At 68.2% G+C, this 17001-nt stretch carries 11 protein-coding genes; 5 read left to right on the top strand and 6 right to left on the bottom strand.

Translation table 11 applies throughout. The features are described 5' to 3' along the window. Window positions 1-116: 116 nt before the first annotated feature. Both FG94_RS06075 and FG94_RS06080 read right to left on the bottom strand, forming a co-directional pair. On the bottom strand, window positions 117-1076 hold the full coding sequence (locus tag FG94_RS06075; protein WP_229445873.1) for a MerR family transcriptional regulator: 960 nt from the start codon (window positions 1074-1076) through the stop codon (window positions 117-119). Window positions 1077-1199: 123 nt separating this feature from the next. After that, window positions 1200-1745 (bottom strand): DUF2058 domain-containing protein, encoded by a 546-nt coding sequence (locus FG94_RS06080; RefSeq protein ID WP_036208500.1) that lies wholly within the window; start codon window positions 1743-1745, stop codon window positions 1200-1202. Between the two features lie 177 nt (window positions 1746-1922). On the opposite strand from FG94_RS06080, the gene FG94_RS28545 reads away from it, so the two are divergent. Continuing rightward, on the top strand, window positions 1923-6413 hold the full coding sequence (locus FG94_RS28545) for a DUF4214 domain-containing protein (RefSeq protein WP_161783946.1): 4491 nt from the start codon (window positions 1923-1925) through the stop codon (window positions 6411-6413). Window positions 6414-6555: 142 nt separating this feature from the next. Here the strand turns inward: FG94_RS28545 and FG94_RS06090 are convergent, their stop codons facing one another. Then, the gene (locus FG94_RS06090; protein WP_051996275.1) at window positions 6556-7929 is read right to left on the bottom strand and encodes an HD-GYP domain-containing protein; all 1374 of its coding nucleotides are present in this window, start codon (window positions 7927-7929) and stop codon (window positions 6556-6558) included. Between the two features lie 232 nt (window positions 7930-8161). Between FG94_RS06090 and FG94_RS06095 the strand changes: the two genes are divergently transcribed. Together FG94_RS06095 and FG94_RS28420 are read left to right on the top strand one after the other, a co-directional pair. Continuing rightward, a complete protein-coding gene (locus FG94_RS06095) occupies window positions 8162-9751 on the top strand; it encodes an FAD-dependent oxidoreductase (RefSeq protein WP_036208506.1) in 1590 nt (529 codons plus the stop codon). Window positions 9752-9946: 195 nt separating this feature from the next. Continuing rightward, on the top strand, window positions 9947-11572 hold the full coding sequence (locus FG94_RS28420) for a methyl-accepting chemotaxis protein (RefSeq protein WP_051996276.1): 1626 nt from the start codon (window positions 9947-9949) through the stop codon (window positions 11570-11572). 93 nt (window positions 11573-11665) lie between these two features. Here the strand turns inward: FG94_RS28420 and FG94_RS06105 are convergent, their stop codons facing one another. Both FG94_RS06105 and FG94_RS06110 read right to left on the bottom strand, forming a co-directional pair. Next, window positions 11666-12541 carry a hypothetical protein gene (locus FG94_RS06105; RefSeq protein WP_051996277.1) on the bottom strand — a complete coding sequence of 292 codons (876 nt, stop codon included), beginning with the start codon at window positions 12539-12541 and terminating at the stop codon, window positions 11666-11668. Between the two features lie 136 nt (window positions 12542-12677). Then, window positions 12678-13925 (bottom strand): serine hydrolase, encoded by a 1248-nt coding sequence (locus FG94_RS06110; protein WP_229445874.1) that lies wholly within the window; start codon window positions 13923-13925, stop codon window positions 12678-12680. A gap of 139 nt (window positions 13926-14064) precedes the next feature. Between FG94_RS06110 and FG94_RS06115 the strand changes: the two genes are divergently transcribed. Next, a complete protein-coding gene (locus FG94_RS06115) occupies window positions 14065-15051 on the top strand; it encodes an LLM class flavin-dependent oxidoreductase (RefSeq protein WP_036208512.1) in 987 nt (328 codons plus the stop codon). Window positions 15052-15239: 188 nt separating this feature from the next. Here the strand turns inward: FG94_RS06115 and FG94_RS06120 are convergent, their stop codons facing one another. Next, window positions 15240-15830 carry an isochorismatase family protein gene (locus FG94_RS06120; RefSeq protein ID WP_036208516.1) on the bottom strand — a complete coding sequence of 197 codons (591 nt, stop codon included), beginning with the start codon at window positions 15828-15830 and terminating at the stop codon, window positions 15240-15242. Between the two features lie 100 nt (window positions 15831-15930). Here FG94_RS06120 and FG94_RS06125 point away from each other — a divergent pair, with 100 nt between their 5' ends. Beyond that, window positions 15931-16998 carry a serine hydrolase gene (locus FG94_RS06125; protein ID WP_051996278.1) on the top strand — a complete coding sequence of 356 codons (1068 nt, stop codon included), beginning with the start codon at window positions 15931-15933 and terminating at the stop codon, window positions 16996-16998. Window positions 16999-17001: the final 3 nt, after the last annotated feature.

Here is a 17001-nt window from a genome sequence, read left to right on the forward strand (position 1 = left end):
CAGCCACGTCCCGGCAATGTACCGCACCAGGACGGGCATGACCCGCGATGCGTATTGGAACACGGATCGCCGCCACCGCTGCGCACCTTACTGCGCCAAAAGCTTTTGCGGCAGATTCAGGGCTTGCCCGGCATGGGCAAGCCTTCCGCCAGCGCCAGCCTTTCCATCGCCGTTTCCAGCACCATGCGGGCGCGGCCCGAGGCCAGCTCGAGTTCGCGGTGCAGGCGTGCGTCTTCCTGGTTGCGGGCGGCGCATTGCGCGCTGTAGCGCTCGAAGCTGCCGACCATCATCAGGATGTCCGACAGGTGGCGCGGGCATTCGCAGGACAGGCGGTTGCCGGCCGCCGGGATGGCCGCCAGCGCCTGGTCGTCGAAGCGGCGCGGCGCCACCGGTTCGCCCGCGGGTTCGGACGCCGGCAGGCCCTGCCCCGCCAGCGCGGAACGGCACAGCAGCACCAGCTCGCCGATCTCGGCCGGCACGCGCGCCACCAGGCAGCCCTGGGCGCGCAGTGCGCGGATGGTGGCGCTGCCGCAGAAGCGGTACAGCACCACGGTCGCTTGCGGACGGGTGATGTCGCGCGCCGCCGCCACCTGCGCCACCGAGGCTTCGTCGAGTTCCGAGGCTTCGATCAGCAGCACGTCCAGCGCCATGCCGTCTCCCAGCGAGGGCACCTGGTCGAGCCTGGCGCAGTGGCGCTGCACCTGCAGCGCGCGTCCGTCGCGGCCGCTGGCGGCGATGCGGCGCACCAGGCTCTCGCCGACCACCAGCGTGCGCATCGGCCCGCTGACTTCGGCCGCACGCGCCGCGTTCGGGGCGATCATCTCTTCCAGCCGCTCGACCGGCAGCCCGGTCAGGACGCCGATCGGGTGTCCCAGGTCGACCAGCTGCTTCAGCAGGCCGAGGCGCCTTACCTGCTCGGCCGTGTAGAGGCGCTGGCCATGCGCCGAACGCTGGGTGTCCGACAGCGCATAGCGCCGCTCCCAGACGCGCAGCGTCTCCACGGGCAAGCCCGCCAGGCGTGCCGCGACCCCGCTGCGATAGGTGACTTCGCGGCCCTCGCCCCGCTCTTGATGCATTCTGTCGTTCATATGACCCGCCGTTGAACAGTGATCTGATGAGTATCCCGCTACAATTGCGAGACATTGCTAGTTTAACTCAAAATCATCAAATATAGCTGTTCAATAGCGATTCACGGGTGCTTACCAGGTAAAGTCGTCCGGGATCTTGAAGTCCGCGTAGGGATCGTCCTCCTCCACGGGGGTAGCAGCCTGCTTGACCTGGATGACGCTGCCCGGGTCGCGCTCGGCGATCTTCTCGCCGATCACCTTCGGCACCAGCTCGTAGTTCCCCTTCAGGAACACGATCACCAGCCGGCCCGCCACCAGGTGCTGCTGCACCTGTTCGGAGACGTAGATGCGCTCGATCTTGCTGCCGTGCGTGAAGTTGTAGGCGATCTCGCCCTTGCCGTTCCTGGCGCGCGGCTGGCGGTTCTGCTCCACCAGCTGGGCGATCTGCGCCTTCACCGCCTTCTGCGCGGCCTCGGCGTCGCGCTGGGCATTCAGCTCGCGCGCCCGTTCGGCATTCTTGCGCTGCATTTCCAGCGCCGCCTCACGCGCTTCGTTGACCGACTCGGTGCCGGTACGGCGCTCGATCTTTTTCTGCTTGCTCTTGTCCTGGTTGACCTTCTGGACCTTCTTCTTGTCCACCAGGCCGGCTTTCAGCAACTGCTCCTGCAGCGAGACCATCGTTCTGCTCCTTGATTGCATGGGTGGCCGGGCGGCACGGCGCCGCCAGGCGAAGCCGCTAGCATAGCAAACCGGGGAAACAACGGAAGCCTATCCGGCCGCAGGACTTATGCATGTGGTATGGACAGGCACTGTCAACTCGTCCATATTTACCGCTTCACATTCATTTCTCGAGCCATGCGTCCATTCGCCCGCCCGTCCGCACTCCTTCATACCGGAACGATGTCGGGCAGCGCCGCCGACACGGCCGACACCACCGCGCCCACGCTGTTGCCGACGCCGGAGAACGGCGCTCCGGTAAATGGTCTGCTGAACTACACCTTCAGCGAAGCCATCAAGCTGGCGCCGGATGCCAGCGTGACACTCAGCAGCAACGGCCAGCACATCGTCACGATTGCCCTGGTCGGCAATCCCGCGGTCACCCATGCGGGAGCCACCATCGGCATCCAGCTGCCGCCTGGGCTGCCCTACGGCCGCTACTACGAGGTCGCGTTCAGCCCCGGCGCCGTCGCTGACCTTTCAGGCAACCTGGCCGGCGACGGCACGCCCTTGTTCAGATCATTCTTTTACTTCAGCCCGGTCGCGTTGAACCTGACAGGCACGGACGAGGACGACACCTTGCACGGCAGCAAGCTGGACGACACCATCGACGGCGGCGCCGGCGATGACACGCTCAATGGCTATGACGGCAACGACATGCTGTACGGCGGCGCGGGTTTGGACCGGATCGACGGCGGCGCCGGCGACGACAAGCTGTGGGGAGGCGAAGGCGACGACACACTCGACGGTCGTGGCGGCAACGACCAGCTGTACGGCGACGCCGGCGACGACCGCCTGGCAGGAGGAGAAGGCGACGACCTGCTCGAGGGTGGGGACGGCGACGACAGACTGTCCGGGAACACCGGCAACAACATTCTGCGCGGCGGAGAAGGCAACGACTACCTGCTCAGCGACCTGGCAGCTGGCGTCGACCTGCTCGATGGCGGCGCCGGCAACGACCGGCTGGTCGGCAACGCCGGCAGCGAGTTCATCGGCGGTGCGGGAGACGATTCGATCACCGTCGACTACCGCTTCGGCACGAATGGAGCGACCCGCATCAACGGCGGCGACGGCACGGACAAGATCACCCTGGCCCTGTCCGGCACGCATACCGGAACCAGCACGGTCTCCGGTGGCGCCGGCAGCGACATCTTCATCCTGAGCGGCGCTTCGCATGACCGCATCCCCGACGTCACCATCACGGATTTCACGCCCGGCGCCGGCGGCGACCTGATCGACCTCAGGGCGATCGCCGCCCGCTACGCGACCCGCAACCCCTTCGATGACGGCAGTCTCCGCCTGCTGGCGTCGGGCGCCGACACCCTGCTTCAGCTACGCCACGAGACGAGCGGCAGTTATCTCACCGTGGTGACGCTGGCCGGCGTCACGCCCGCGCAGCTGGTTCAGGCCAATTTCGTCGATGGCTACAATCCGCTCGGCGGGACAATCGGTCTGGTCTGGAGCGGGACGGCCGGCGCGGACATCATGGCCGGCACCTCCTTCGACGATACCCTGCGCGGGCTCGGCGGCGACGACAAGCTGTCCGGCGGCGAGGGCAACGACCTGCTCGAGGGCGGCGATGGCGACGACAGCTTGAGCAGCGGCGGCGGCGAAGACATCCTGCGCGGCGGAGAAGGCAACGACCAGTTGTCGGCCGGCAGCTTCGGCAATGCCCTGCTCGAAGGCGGCGCGGGCAAGGATCTCCTGGTCAGCGGCGGACGCGGCAACGACCGCCTGTTCGGGGGGGCCGGCGACGATACCCTGGTGCTCGAGATGCCGAGCTACGCCAGCGCCGGCCACACCGTCACCCTGTCCGGCGATGCCGGCAACGACACCATCGTCATCAGGGAAGCAGGCCAGCCGATCGACGTGCTCGCCAGCGGCGGAGAAGGCGCCGACATCTTCGAGTTCGGCTACTTCTCGCAGGGCGCGGCGGTGAGGATCCTGGATTTCGGCGCGGGCGACCAGCTCGACCTGCGCAAATTGCTGCCCCAAAATTTCAGCGGCAATCCGTTCAAGGCCGGCTACCTGAAGGCGGCGCAACAAGGCGCCGATGTCACCATCCATGTCGACCGCGATGGCGCCGCCGGCCCCGAGGGCGCCCGGCTGGCGCTCACGCTCGCCAATGTATCGCTCGCTTCCCTGACTTCCGCCAGCTTCACGGGAGGATTCGATCCGCAGGGCGGCACCAGGGGCCTGAACCTGACCGGCACCGCGGGCGCCGACGTCCTGTTCGGCGGCGCGCTCGACGACGTCATCGACGGCGGCGACGGCGCCGACCGCATCGATGGCGGCGCCGGCGACGACCTGCTGATCGGGGGCGACGAGAGCACGCCCGGCATCGGCGACGAGATCTTCGGCGGCGACGGCAGGGATACGCTGCGCGGCGGCGGCGGCAACGACCGTCTGCTCGGCGGCAGCGGCGACGACCTGCTGTATGGTGAGGCGGGCGACGACGTGCTGGAAGGCGGCGCCGGCAACGATCGGCTCGAGGGCGGCGCCGGCAACGACAGCCTGAGCGACGCCGCCGGCGACGACTACCTGAGCGGCGGCGACGGCGACGACCTGCTGGACGGCATGCGGCCCCTGCTGGACCGGCCGGCAGGAAGCACCCTCGACGGGGGCGACGGCAATGACCGGCTGCTGGCCGGCAGCGCGGTCCGGACCGCGCTGGGCGGCCTGGGTGATGACGAAGTAACGGTCGACGCCTCCGGCAGCCCCGCCAACGGGGCGCCGCTGCTGGTCGACATGGGCGGCGGCAACGACCGGCTGATTGTCCGCTCCCTCGCCGTCGATGGCCGTCCGCTGCAGGTGAGCGGCGGCGCCGGCATCGACACTTACGGGTTCGTCTGGGGCGGCAGCAAGTGGCCGCTCCTCACGATCACCGACTTCCAGACCGGCGCCGGCGGCGACGTGGTGGACCTGTACTCGTTCTACAACGGCGATCGCAGCAGCAATCCCTTTGGCGCCTCCGGCCATGCGCGCCTGGTCCAGGAGGGCAGCCACGCCGTGCTCCAGTTCGATGCGGACGGCGCCGCCGGCCCCCAGGCCTGGGCAAGCCGGGTGGTGTTCGAGAACCGCCGCGTGGCCGACTTCACGGCCGCGAATTTCACTGACGCTGCCCGTCCCGTGCTTGACTCCGCCGGACCCGGCCTGGTGTTGAGCGGGACCGCGGCCGGCGACGTGCTGGCGGGCGGGGCGCTCGACGACATCCTGCGCGGCGGCGACGGCGACGACCAGCTGTTCGGCGGTGGCGGCGCCGACCAGCTGCATGGCGACGGGGGCAACGATTACCTGTTCGGGGGCGACGGCGGCGACCGCCTCGAAGGCGGCAGCGGCAACGACGTCCTGAACGGCGAAGCGGGCGACGACGAACTGCTCGGCGGCGCCGGCAACGACACCATGGTAGACCGTTTCGGGAACAACATCCTGCGCGGCGACGACGGCGACGACCAGATCCATACCGGCGGGAACGGCAGCGACGAGGTGTTCGGCGAGGCCGGGAACGACCTGCTGTTCATCGCAGGCGGCGGCCGCTTCGATGGCGGCGAGGGCGACGACGCCTTCTTCCTCGCGCTGGACGGCGCCTCGACGGCCACCCTGCAGCTGACCGGGGGCAGCGGGCGCGACTCCTATGAGCTGTCCCGGGCCGCGACCGGCGCCTCGGTGACGATCACCGATTTCGCGGCCGGCGCCGAAGGCGACTTGCTCCGGGTCGACCAGCTGGTCGCGATCCCGTCCGGCAATCCGTTCGCACCGGGCGGCAGCCTGCAATTCGTGCAGCGCGGCGCCGACACCGTCCTGCAGGTCCGCGCGGGCACGGACGGCGCATCTTCCTTCCAGGACGTGCTGACCCTGCGCGACGTCGCCAAGTCCGCGCTGACGCGCGAGAACATCGTGTTCAATTTCGATCCGCAAGGCGGCACTCTCGGACAGAGCACCCGGGGCGGCGATGGCGCCGATCGCTTGACCGGCACCATGCACGAGGACATGCTACGCGGCGGCGCCGGCAACGACGTGCTGAACGGGGGCGGCGGCTATGACGTGCTCGACGGCGGCGACGGTATCGACGCCGCGCTGTTCGGCGGCACGCGCAGCCAGTACAAGGTGGAACGCCTGTCGCCGGACGCCCAGGAGATGGTCGTGTCCGACCTGCGCCCCGGCGTCAACGAAGGCAGGGACCGCCTGCTCGGCATCGAGCGCCTGGTGTTCGCCGACGGCGCCCTCGCCCTCGACACCGGGCCGGACGGCATCGCCGGCCAGGCCTACCGCATCTACCGCGCCGCCTTCGACCGTGCGGCCGACGAAGGCGGACTGGGATTCTGGATCGCGGCGATGGACCGCGGCAGCAGCCTGGCCGAGATTGCCGACAACTTTGTGCGCTCGCAGGAATTCGTCCAGCTGTATGGGGCAGCGCCGAGCAATGCCGAGCTGGTCACCAGGCTGTACCGCAACATCCTCGATCGCGATCCGGAGCAGGCCGGTTACGAGTTCTGGCTCAATGCCCTCGACAGGAAACTGGTCGATGTGCCATCGCTGCTGGCCCAGTTCAGCGAGAGCGCCGAGAACCGCGCGGCGGTGGCCGAGCTGATCGCCAACGGAGTGGCCTACCAGCCCTTCGGTGCTTGAGGATATGCATATGTTGCGCTGGTGTTGCACAGGCTTTTCCGCACGACGATCGAGCCTACCAGTTCGGAAGGCAGCAGCGAGAAGCTGCTGGGGCGGCCGACGTTGCCGCCGATCGGGTCATCTATCAGCAAGGCTGATGGATCTAAAGCGGGAAAGGCGTGCGCGCAATGGCGCTCTTCAGGGCGGCAAAGCAGGCCGGGTCGAGCGCGCTGCCCACCGTCTTTTCCATCATGCCCAGCGCCTGCTCCAGCGGGATCGCGCCGCGGTAGGGGCGTTCCGCCGTGATCGCATCGAAGATGTCGGCGGTGGTGATGATGCGGGTTTCGATCGGGATTGCGTCTTCCTTCAAACCGCGCGGATATCCGGTGCCGTCCAGGCGCTCGTGGTGGGCGCCGGCGATGGCAGCCAGTTCGGAAAACGCGCCGATGCGGCCGAGGATGGTCTCGGTATAGGCGGCATGCTGGCGCACCGCCGCCCATTCGTCGCGGTCGAGCGTGCCGGCCTTGTCCAGCACGCTGTTGCTGACGCCCAGTTTGCCAACATCGTGCAGCAGCGCGCCACGCTTGAGCCAGCGGCGGCGCTGGCTGCTCAAGCCAAGCGATTCGGCGATCATATCGGTGTAGAGCGCCACCCGCGCGCTGTGCCCGCTCGTGTACGGACTTTTGGCGTCCACGACCTGGCCGAAGGCGGTCGCGATGTCGTCCAGGTAGTCGTCGTCGAGTGCGACTTCGCGTCCCGCCGGTTCGAGCGCGAACACGGCCCGGTCGACCTCCTGCGAAGCCAGCACCTGCCAGAACCTCGGCTCGGCCGCCACCTCCTCGAAGGCGCGTACCAGGCGAGGATCGAACCAGCTGCCGGCACGGCCGCGTGCTTCGCACAACGCCTGGTCGCGGCCCGCGGCCGTGTGGAATACGTCGATCACCTGGGCCAGCAGCGCGATGCGCGCGTACACGGGAATCGCTTCGCCCGCCAGGCGATCGGGCTTGCCCTTGCCGTCGAAGTGTTCGTCGAGCGAGTAGATGCCGCACGAGACGCCGGTGGGAAAGCGCAGCAGCCGCGCGATTTCCGCGCCGCGCTGGCAGCGGGTGGCAATCAGGTCCTGGGCAATCGCGGGACCGTCGCGCAGGATCGTCATCACGCTGCGGAAGCGCTCGGCCAGGCCCGCCTTCAGGCCCGTATGGCTCAGCACGAAGGACAGCACTTGCGGCAGGCTGTCGCCGACAGTCTTGAAGTCGCGCTTGAAACGCAAGTCGTCGGTAAGGTAGAGCTCACAGATGCGCGCTGCATTGCTGCTGCAGCCGAGGTCCTTCAGCAGCAGGGTGTAGTAGAGCTCCCACAGCTGCTCCTCGGGCAGGCCGGCGGCGCGGCCGATGTGCATGCCGATCCAGCATACGCGCACACAATGGCCCGGCGGCTGGCCTTCGGTGATGTCGAGCGCATAGCTCAGCGAGCCGATCAGTTCGGACAGTTTCATGGCGCTCGGCGCGCGCACTTCGGGCGGGAGGGTGAGGTCCATGGTCGGCTCCGGAACTAGATTCTTTTTGGCAATTAAAATTGATTCTACGCCACATAAAGACGTTTGCCACGAGAATTCGGCGGTGCTGCCGATGAGCAGGACGGCAATGCAAGGTCCGGGGTCTGCCATCGTGCTACGAGCTTTTGCACGGCACAGTAGACTGTTCCCGGATTGATCGACGCGCGCCGCCGTTATGCCTTCCTGCGGCGCCCCTGCTCAGAAAGGATGCGACATGACTGCTTCCACCAACGGCGCTTCGGTATCGGTCTGGCTCGACACCGCCGAAGTCCCGGCCTGCCCTCCCCTGTCCGGTGACCTCGATACCGAGGTCTGCGTGATCGGCGCCGGCATCGCCGGCCTCACCACCGCCTACCTGCTCGCCAGGGAGGGCCGCAGCGTCGCGGTGATCGATGCCCTCGGCATCGGCGCCGGCGAGACCGGGCGCACCACCGCCCACCTGTTCCCGCCGGACGAGTGGTACACCTACATCGAAGACAAGTTCGGCGCCGCCAAGGCGCGCCTGGTGGCGGACAGTCATGCCCGCGCCATCGACCTGGTCGAATCGATCGCGGTGCAGGAGAACATCGACTGCGAATTCGAGCGCCTCGACGGCTACCTGTACGCCCTGCCCGGCAACGGCTTCAAGGACCTCGAGAAGGAATACCAGAGCGCCCGGCGCGCCGGCGTGGCGACGGAATTCCTGCCCGGCGTGCCCGGCCTGCCTTTCGATACCGGCCCCGCCGTGCGTTACGCCAACCAGGCCCAGTTCCACCCGCTCAAATACCTGGCCGGCCTGGCGCGGGCCATCGAGCGCCTCGGCGGCCGGATCCACGGTTCCACCCACGCGCACCGCGTGCGCGGCGACCAGGAGCAGCAGACCGTCTCCACCGACCACGGCGAGATCCGCGCCCGCCACGTGGTGCTGGCCACCCACACGCCCTTCAACGACCGCGTGGTGATGCACACTAAGCAGGCCGGCTACCGCACCTACGTGGTCGGCATGCGGGTGCCGCGCGGCGCGCTGCCGCGCATTCTGCTGTGGGACACCGGTGACCCGTACTACTACGTGCGCCTGGAAACCCCGGATGCGGCGGCGGACCACGACATCCTGGTGGTCGGCGGCGCCGACCACAAGACCGGCCAGGACGACCATCCCGAGCACCGCTACGACGAGATCGAACGCTGGACCCGCGAGCACTTCCCGATGGCGCAGGCGGTCGCCTACCGCTGGTCGGGCGAGGTGATGGAGCCGTCCGACGGCCTGGCCTACCTCGGCCGCAACCCGATGGACGACGACAACGTCTACCTGATCACGGGCGACTCCGGCAACGGCATGACCCACTGCACCATCGGCGCCATGCTCGTCACCGACCTGATCGGCGGCCGCGAGAATCCGTGGACCGCGCTCTACGACCCTTCGCGCAAACCAGTGCACGGCCTGGCCGACTTCGCGAACGAGCAGGCCAATACCATGGCGCGCTACGGCGAATGGCTGACCGGCGGCGACGTCGACTCGGTCCAGGAAATCGCCGCCGGCGAAGGCGCGGTGGTGCGCGACGGCCTGCGCAAGATCGCGGTCTACCGTGACGCCCAGGGCGGCCTGCACGCGGTCTCGGCCAAGTGCACCCACCTCGGCTGCGCCGTGCACTGGAACTCGGCCGAGCGTTCCTGGGACTGCCCCTGCCACGCCTCGCGCTTCGATATCGAGGGCAAGGTGCTGCACGGACCGGCGCCCGAACCGCTGGAAAAGGTCGAACTGGCCGACCAGACCCCGCCGCCGCGCTCGCCGCGTGCCGGCACGCGCGGCCGTAATGCGCGTTAACCGACTGTCACAGGCCGGACACCAACTGTCGTTAAGGCCGCGCTAACGAAGCGTTGTATTTATCACGCATAAACCGCCCAGGCATTTACATGCCGTGCGGAAACAGGATACTCATCAGTAAAGACCGGCCCCAGCCGGCGGCCCAGGCATGCCCAGCGCATGCCACTATCCTTGCCTGATGAGATGAGACTATCCATGAAACTCGAGAAGATGAAGATCCGCAGCTTGCTGGCCCTGGGTTTCGGGGCCGTGCTGGCCCTGATGCTGGTGCTGGTGGCGGTGGCGCTGTCCACCACCCATACCGCCAATGAGATGACCCACCAGCTGACCCGCGACGGCATCCGCAAGTCGAACCTGCTGCAGGAATGGAAGGCGGTCATCGAGGTCAATGCGGCGCGCACCATTTCCGTCGCCAAGGCGAGCGATCCGGCGACCGAACAGTTCTTCCTCGACGCCGTCAACAAGTCTTCCGAGCGCGCCAACCAGCTGCAGAAGCTGGTAGAGGAAGCGACGGCCAACGACCCGGAAGGCAAGCGCCTGTTCGAGCGCATCGTCGCCAGCCGCGAAGCCTATCGCAAGGCGCGCGCCGAAGCCTTCAGGCAGAAGAAGGAGGGCCAGCTGGAATCGGCCGCGCGCTTCTTCGAGACCGACATGATGCCGAAGGTGAACGACTACGTGGGCAGCCTGGAAGCCATGGTGGCCTACCAGAAGCGCGCGGTGGCCAGCCAGGGCGAAGCCATCGATGCCTATGTCGCCACCAGCCACACGCTGCAGCTCGCGCTGAGCGGCGCCGCCGCCGCCACCGGCCTCGCCTTCGCCTTCCTGATCATGCGCGCCATCGCGCGTCCGCTGCAGGGGGCGCTGGACGTGGCCCGGCAGGTCGCGCGCGGCGACCTGTCCGGCCACATCGAGGCGGACGCGCGCAACGAGACCGGCCAGCTGATGGCGGCGCTGAAGGACATGCGCGACAGCCTGCGCGGCATCGTCGGCGAAGTACGGCGCGGCACCGACACCATCGCCAGCGCCTCGCAGCAGATCTCGGGCGGCAACCTGGAACTATCGGCGCGTACCGAGGAGCAGGCCGGCTCGCTGGAGGAAACTGCTGCCTCGATGGAAGAACTCACCTCGACCGTGCGCCAGAACGCCGACAATGCCCAGCAGGCCAATACCCTGGCGCGCGCGGCTTCGACCAGCGCGGCGCGCGGCGGCGCGACCGTGGGTGAAGTGGTGCGCACCATGGCCGACATCAGCAGCGCCTCGAACAAGATCGGCGAGATCGTCGGCGTCATCGACGGCATCGCCTTCCAGACCAATATCCTGGCGCTGAACGCGGCGGTGGAAGCGGCGCGCGCCGGCGAGCAGGGCCGCGGCTTCGCGGTGGTGGCGTCCGAAGTGCGCGCGCTGGCGCAGCGCTCGGCCACCGCGGCCAAGGAAATCAAGCTTCTCATCGGCGATTCGGCCGGCAAGGTCGAGGAAGGCAGCCGCCTGGTGGCGCAGGCCGGGGCCACCATGGAAGAAATCGTGGCCGGCATCGCCGGCGTGTCGACGATCATGGCGGAGATCGCGGCGGCCAGCGGCGAGCAGTCGCTCGGCATCGAGCAGGTCAACCAGGCGGTGACGCAGATGGACCAGGTGACGCAGGAGAATGCGGCCCTGGTCGAGGAAGCGGCGGCCGCATCGGACGCGCTGCGCGAACAGGCGCACGCCCTGTCGCAGCTGGTGTCCACCTTCCGCCTCGACGAGCGCGAAGCCGCAGCGGCGCCGGCCGTAGCGGCACAGCCGCGCCGCGTGGCGCAGGCACGGCCCGCCCTCGCCGCCTGAGACAGCGCGTGTATACGATGACACCAGCCCGCAGGCTGGTGTCGCGTGCGGCCGCAAGGGCCGCATCAGGCGTATTCCGCGAATCGACGCGGATCAGTAGCCGCGGCCGGTGGTGCCGCCGCCGGTGCCGCCGCTGGTGGTGCTGGAGCCGCTGGTGGCGGAAGCAGCGCCGCCAGTAGCCGCGCCGGTACCGCCACCGATGGTGCCGCCAGTGGTGCCGCCCGTGCCTCCGGTGCTCCAGCCGGTGCCACTGGTGCCACTGGTGCCGGAAGTCCCAGTGCCGGAGGTGCCGGAGGTGCCGGAAGTCCCAGTGCCGGAGGTGCCGGTGGTGCCGGTGGTGCCGCTACGGCCGGTGGCGTCCATGGTGCCGGTCGAACCGCTGGTGCCCATGGTGCCGGTCGCACCCGAGGTGCCGGAAGTGCCGGTGCCCATCGAGCCGCTGGTGGTGCCGCTGGTGCCCATCGAGCTGGTGCCGGTGCTGCCCGACGAACCGCTGGTGCCCATCGAGCTTCCCGAACCCGAGGAGCCGCTGGTGCCCGACGAACCGCTGGTCGAGCTGCGGGTTTCCGGCTCGCTCGAACGGCCGGTGCTGGTGCGGCCGGCCTCGACGCCCGAGCTGCTGGAGCCGCTCTGGCTATCGTTCATGCTGCCCGAGCTGCTGGTACCCATCGCGCCGCTGCTGCCCGACGAACCGCTCTGGTCGCTCATCGAGCTGCCGGTCTGGCCCGCGCTGCTGCCGCTCTTGTGGTGGGCGCCTTTCTTGCTGCGCTTGTGTTTCGAGGTGTCGGTGGTGGCCGCTGCCGACGAGGTGCCGCTGCTCTGGTCGCTCATGCTGCTGCTTCCGCTGGTGCCCGCGCCGCGGGTATTCTGGGTGCCGTCCGACGATTGTGCATGGACGGTGGTGGCGCCGAACATGGCAGCGGCAACGGAAGCGCCCAGCAGGCCTTTCAGTAGCTTATTCAGTTTCATGGTCGATCTCCTCAATTTGTCTTCGGGGCTGAAATGCTCAACAATATCAATAAGATATTGAATTCAGGGTTCCGAGTGTAGAGACGCCGATGTGGGGGAGGCGCACGGTAGCCTCCCGGAAAATACCGAGGGTTACCTAAGGCCGAGCCGGCGCCCCGGCATCGGCAGCCTGGGCCGACAGCGTGCCGAGCTGGGTGTACAGCGCCAGCACGTTGCTCTTGTCGTCCGGGTAGACGCGGTTCGACAGCAGCACGTAGAAGGTGCGCGAGTGCGGATCGACCCACAGGATGCAGCCCGTGAAGCCGGTATGCCCATACGACCCCACCGGGAAAACGGTGCCGCGCGGGCGCTGCGCGTAAGGCGAGTCGATGTCCATGCCCATGCCGCGCAGGGCCAGGCCGGGCGGCGACTGCACGGTGGTCAACAGGCGCACGCTTTCCCTGCTCAACACGCGCACGCCATCGAGTTCCCCTCCACCCACCAGCATGCGGCCGAAGCGCGCCACGTCGCGCGCGGTGGAGAACACGCCGGCGGAACCGCCCACGCCCCCCATGCGCCGCACGGTCGGGTCGTGCACCACGCCGGCCAGCATCTGGCCCGGCGCCAGGTCCGCATGCAAGGACGCATCCACCGCGTCCGGGCCGCGCTGGGTCGGCGCGATGCGCGCCGCCGGGGTGCGCGCCAGCGGCAGGTAGCCGGTATCCGCCATGCCGAGCGGCGTGAAAATGCGCTGCTGCGCGAAGCGTTCCAGCGGCATGCCGGCGACCCGCTCGACCAGGTGGCCAAGCAGGACGTAATTGATGTCCGAGTAACGGAACAGGCTCCCCGGCGCATGCGTCGGCGTCTGGGTGCAGGCCAGCGTCAGGGATGCCTCCTTGCCTTCCCACGCGGGCCTGGCGGGCAGGCCCGCCGGCAGCCCGGACGAATGGGTCAGGAGCTGGCGCACCGTGATCGCTTCCTTGCCGCCGTTGGCGCATTCAGGGAAATAGCGCACCAGCGGCGCTTCGAGGTCGAGCTTGCCCTCCTCGGCCAGCAGCAGCACCGAGGGCGCCGTCGACAGCACCTTGCTCAGCGAGGCGGCATCGAACACGGTATCCGGCGTGACGGGGCTGGCGCCTTCCTCATAGGTATGACGGCCATAGGCCTTCTCGTAGACCGCGCCGTCGCGCTCCAGGTGGAACACGGCGCCCGGCAGCTTGCGTGCGGCGATGTTGTCCAGGATGGCGCGGTCGATCTCCGCCAGCCGCGTGCCATCCAGCCGCGCTTCAGCCCGCATCGCACTTCCCTGCCCCGGCAGCTGCGCGCAGCCGGCGCCCAGCAGGGCGACGCAGAGAGCGGTGAGGAGGGCCGTGCGGCGGCGTGGCAAGGTCGGGAATCGGGACATGGGCGGAGAGGCTGGGGTGTGGGGTGGCTCGGTTGTCCGGTCCGATCATAAGGACGGGTCCGCCACGGGTCAATCTTTACGAGCAGCAATTCCTGTTGGGCCGCGCACGCCAAATGTCACATCGGCGTATGATAAATGGATGATTCCATTTTCGATTCTCGACCTCTCGCCCATCGTTGAAGGCAGCGATGCGGCAACTTCTTTCCACCGTTCACTAGACCTCGCCCAGCACGGCGAGCGCTGGGGCTACGGGCGTTTCTGGCTGGCCGAGCACCACGGCATGCCGGGCATTGCCAGCGCGGCCACTGCGGTGCTGATCGGCCATGTGGCGGCCGGCACCAGGACCATCCGCGTCGGCGCCGGCGGCATCATGCTGCCGAATCACTCGCCGCTGGTGATCGCCGAGCAGTTCGGCACGCTCGAGTCGCTCTATCCGGGTCGCATCGACCTCGGCCTGGGCCGCGCGCCCGGCTCGGACCACACCACCGCACGCGCCCTGCGCCGCAACCTGGCCTCGGATGCCGACGAGTTCCCGCAGGACGTCGTCGAGCTGATGGACTATTTTGCCGACTCGCCGCGCCGCTCCGTGCGCGCGGTGCCGGGCGCAGGCCTGGACGTGCCGGTCTGGATCCTCGGCTCCAGCCTGTTCGGCGCCCAGCTGGCGGCGGCGCTCGGCCTGCCCTACGCGTTCGCCTCGCACTTCGCGCCGCAGATGATGATGCAGGCCATCGAGATCTACCGTTCGACCTTCCGGCCGTCGAAGGAGCTCGACAAGCCCTATGTGATGCTCGGCTTTAACGTGTTCGCCGCCGACACCGACGCGGAGGCGCAGGTGCTGGCCACCTCGATGCAGCAGGCCTTCGTGAACCTGCGCAGCGGCCGCCCGACCAAGCTGCAGCCGCCCGTGCCGGGCTACCTGGAAAGCCTGGGAACGGCCGAGCGCATGATGCTCGACAGCGTGCTGTCCTGCACCGCGATTGGCTCGCCGGCCACGGTGGAAAGCCAGCTGCGCAGCTTCATCGCGCGCACCAAACCGGACGAGCTGATGATCACCTCGCAGGTCTTCGACCACGCGGCGCGCCTGCGGGCCTACGAAATCACGGCCGAGATCAACAAGAAGGGCTGATGTACGTAGGGTGGGCGGCTATACCCGGCAGGCAGGTTTGCCTGCGACCGTAACGCCGCCCACGCGTTCAACCAGGCTATGAATAGCCGCGCTGGCTGCTCGACAGGGAGTTGAACGCGTGGGCGGCGCTCATGGACCGGATGATCCACTTGCGAGGTGGAGCCGCCCACCCTACCAACCGCGGCAAATCAAGCGTCGCCCGTCCCCGCCTGCAGCATGTCGATCAGCGCCCGCGTCGACCTGACTCTCCCCATGCGCGGGAAGATGTGCTTGCAGGCGAAGTGGTGCGCCTCGGCTTCCATGCTGGTCATCGCATCTTCCGCGAACACCAGCTTGTAATTGCGATCAAAAGCCGCACGCGCCGTCGATTCGACGCCGAAGTTGGTCGCAATACCGCCCAGCACCAGGGTATCGATCGCGCGCCGCCGCAGCAGCTGGTCGAGCTCGGTGCCGTAGAAGGCGCCCCACTGGCGCTTGATGACCACGATGTCGCTCGCCTCCACGTCGGCCATCGGGGCCAGCTCCGACGCATCGTAGGGCGGCGCGGCGGCGCCGGGCGGGCGCATCGGGGCGTCGGCCAGCGGCGACGGCAATTCGTTCACCAGCACCCGCACGTACACGATCATCGCACCGCGGTTGCGCATTTCCTGCGCCAGCAGCACGCAGTTGCCGACGGCCTGCTCGGCGGTATAAGGGGCCAGCTCGCGCCTGACATTGCTGTTCTGCAAATCGATCAACACCAGGGCCGTGCGCGCCAGGTTCAGGGATTGTTCGGTCATGGCATCCTCCTGCGTGCAGTATTCAGCGCAGTATTCCTGAATTGCGCCCGCTCCGGCGCACAGGGCTACAATGGCCCGAACCCATCCATCTGGAGAAAGCATGCACCGTCGCCACTTCATCCGCCTTTCATCGCTCGCTGCGGGCGCCGTCCTGTTATCCGGCTGCGCCGCCATCGCGAACCTGAGCACCGGCCCGCTGATCGCGCGCCACGTCCCCAAGGATTACAGCGGCGTGGTCGCCGTGCGCAAGGATGCGGCATCGCCCCTGGTGATCCATGCCAGCGGCCTGGCCCTGCGCGAAGAAAAGCAGCCCGTCACCAAGGACACCCGCTTCCTGGTCGGCTCGATGACGAAATGGATCACCGCCGTCACCGTGCTGCGCCTGGCCGACATGGGCACGCTCGACCTCGATGCGCCGATTTCCCGCCACCTGCCGGAACTGCCGGCGGCGAACGGCGCCGTCACCCTGCGCCAGCTGATGTCGAACCGCAGCGGCATTCCGAACGGCCTGGCGGAAGCCTTGCGCAAGGACAGAGCGGTTGAAAAGCTCGAGATCGGCCCGGTCGAGGCGGCCCTGCGCTTCGGCGCCGGCACCCCCAGCGCGGCCCCGGGCGAGAAATGGGATTATTCGTTCACCAACTGGATCCTGGTCGCGGCGGTCGTCGAACGCGCCCGCAAGGAGCCGTTCACGGAAACCGTGGAGGAACTGGTGCTGGCGCCGAGCGGCGTGAAGGACACCAGTTTCGCCGCCACCGGCTACGAGGACGAAGTGGGCATGGCCGTTGCCTATAACGCCGAAGGCCAGCGCAAGACCTCGTCCGTGCCGCCGATGATCGCGGCCAGCGGCACCCTGTACAGCACCGCGGGCGACCTGGTCGCGATCGCGGACACAGTCTACCGCGGCAAGCTGCTGTCGGACAAGGCGCGCAAGGCGCTGTCCACCGTGGTGGTGCCGGCGGAAGACTATGCGCTGGGTGGGAAGGTGAAAACCGTGAGCACGAAAAACGGCGCCCGCTCCCTTGCGTGGGAAGCGGGCGCCATCGGGGCCTACAAGACGCTGCTGGCCTACGACCCGGCGGACGGCCGGGTCGTGGTCCTGCTGAACAACACCGACATGCCGCAGTCGGAACAGGCGAGGATCGCCACTGCGCTGTTCCAGGACATGTAAGGC

The sequence above is a fragment of the Massilia sp. LC238 genome (genome assembly GCF_000735635.1).
Taxonomy (GTDB): Bacteria; Pseudomonadota; Gammaproteobacteria; order Burkholderiales; family Burkholderiaceae_D; genus Telluria; species Telluria varians.

Bases quoted from the DNA above. Each gene is read 5' to 3' on its own strand.
- FG94_RS06075 (WP_229445873.1), bottom strand. From the start codon at position 1,076: ATGCATCAAGAGCGGGGCGAGGGCCGCGAAGTCACCTATCGCAGCGGG.
- FG94_RS06080 (WP_036208500.1), bottom strand. From the start codon at position 1,745: ATGGTCTCGCTGCAGGAGCAGTTGCTGAAAGCCGGCCTGGTGGACAAG.
- FG94_RS28545 (WP_161783946.1), top strand. From the start codon at position 1,923: ATGCGTCCATTCGCCCGCCCGTCCGCACTCCTTCATACCGGAACGATG.
- FG94_RS06090 (WP_051996275.1), bottom strand. From the start codon at position 7,929: ATGGACCTCACCCTCCCGCCCGAAGTGCGCGCGCCGAGCGCCATGAAA.
- FG94_RS06095 (WP_036208506.1), top strand. From the start codon at position 8,162: ATGACTGCTTCCACCAACGGCGCTTCGGTATCGGTCTGGCTCGACACC.
- FG94_RS28420 (WP_051996276.1), top strand. From the start codon at position 9,947: ATGAAACTCGAGAAGATGAAGATCCGCAGCTTGCTGGCCCTGGGTTTC.
- FG94_RS06105 (WP_051996277.1), bottom strand. From the start codon at position 12,541: ATGAAACTGAATAAGCTACTGAAAGGCCTGCTGGGCGCTTCCGTTGCC.
- FG94_RS06110 (WP_229445874.1), bottom strand. From the start codon at position 13,925: ATGTCCCGATTCCCGACCTTGCCACGCCGCCGCACGGCCCTCCTCACC.
- FG94_RS06115 (WP_036208512.1), top strand. From the start codon at position 14,065: ATGATTCCATTTTCGATTCTCGACCTCTCGCCCATCGTTGAAGGCAGC.
- FG94_RS06120 (WP_036208516.1), bottom strand. From the start codon at position 15,830: ATGACCGAACAATCCCTGAACCTGGCGCGCACGGCCCTGGTGTTGATC.
- FG94_RS06125 (WP_051996278.1), top strand. From the start codon at position 15,931: ATGCACCGTCGCCACTTCATCCGCCTTTCATCGCTCGCTGCGGGCGCC.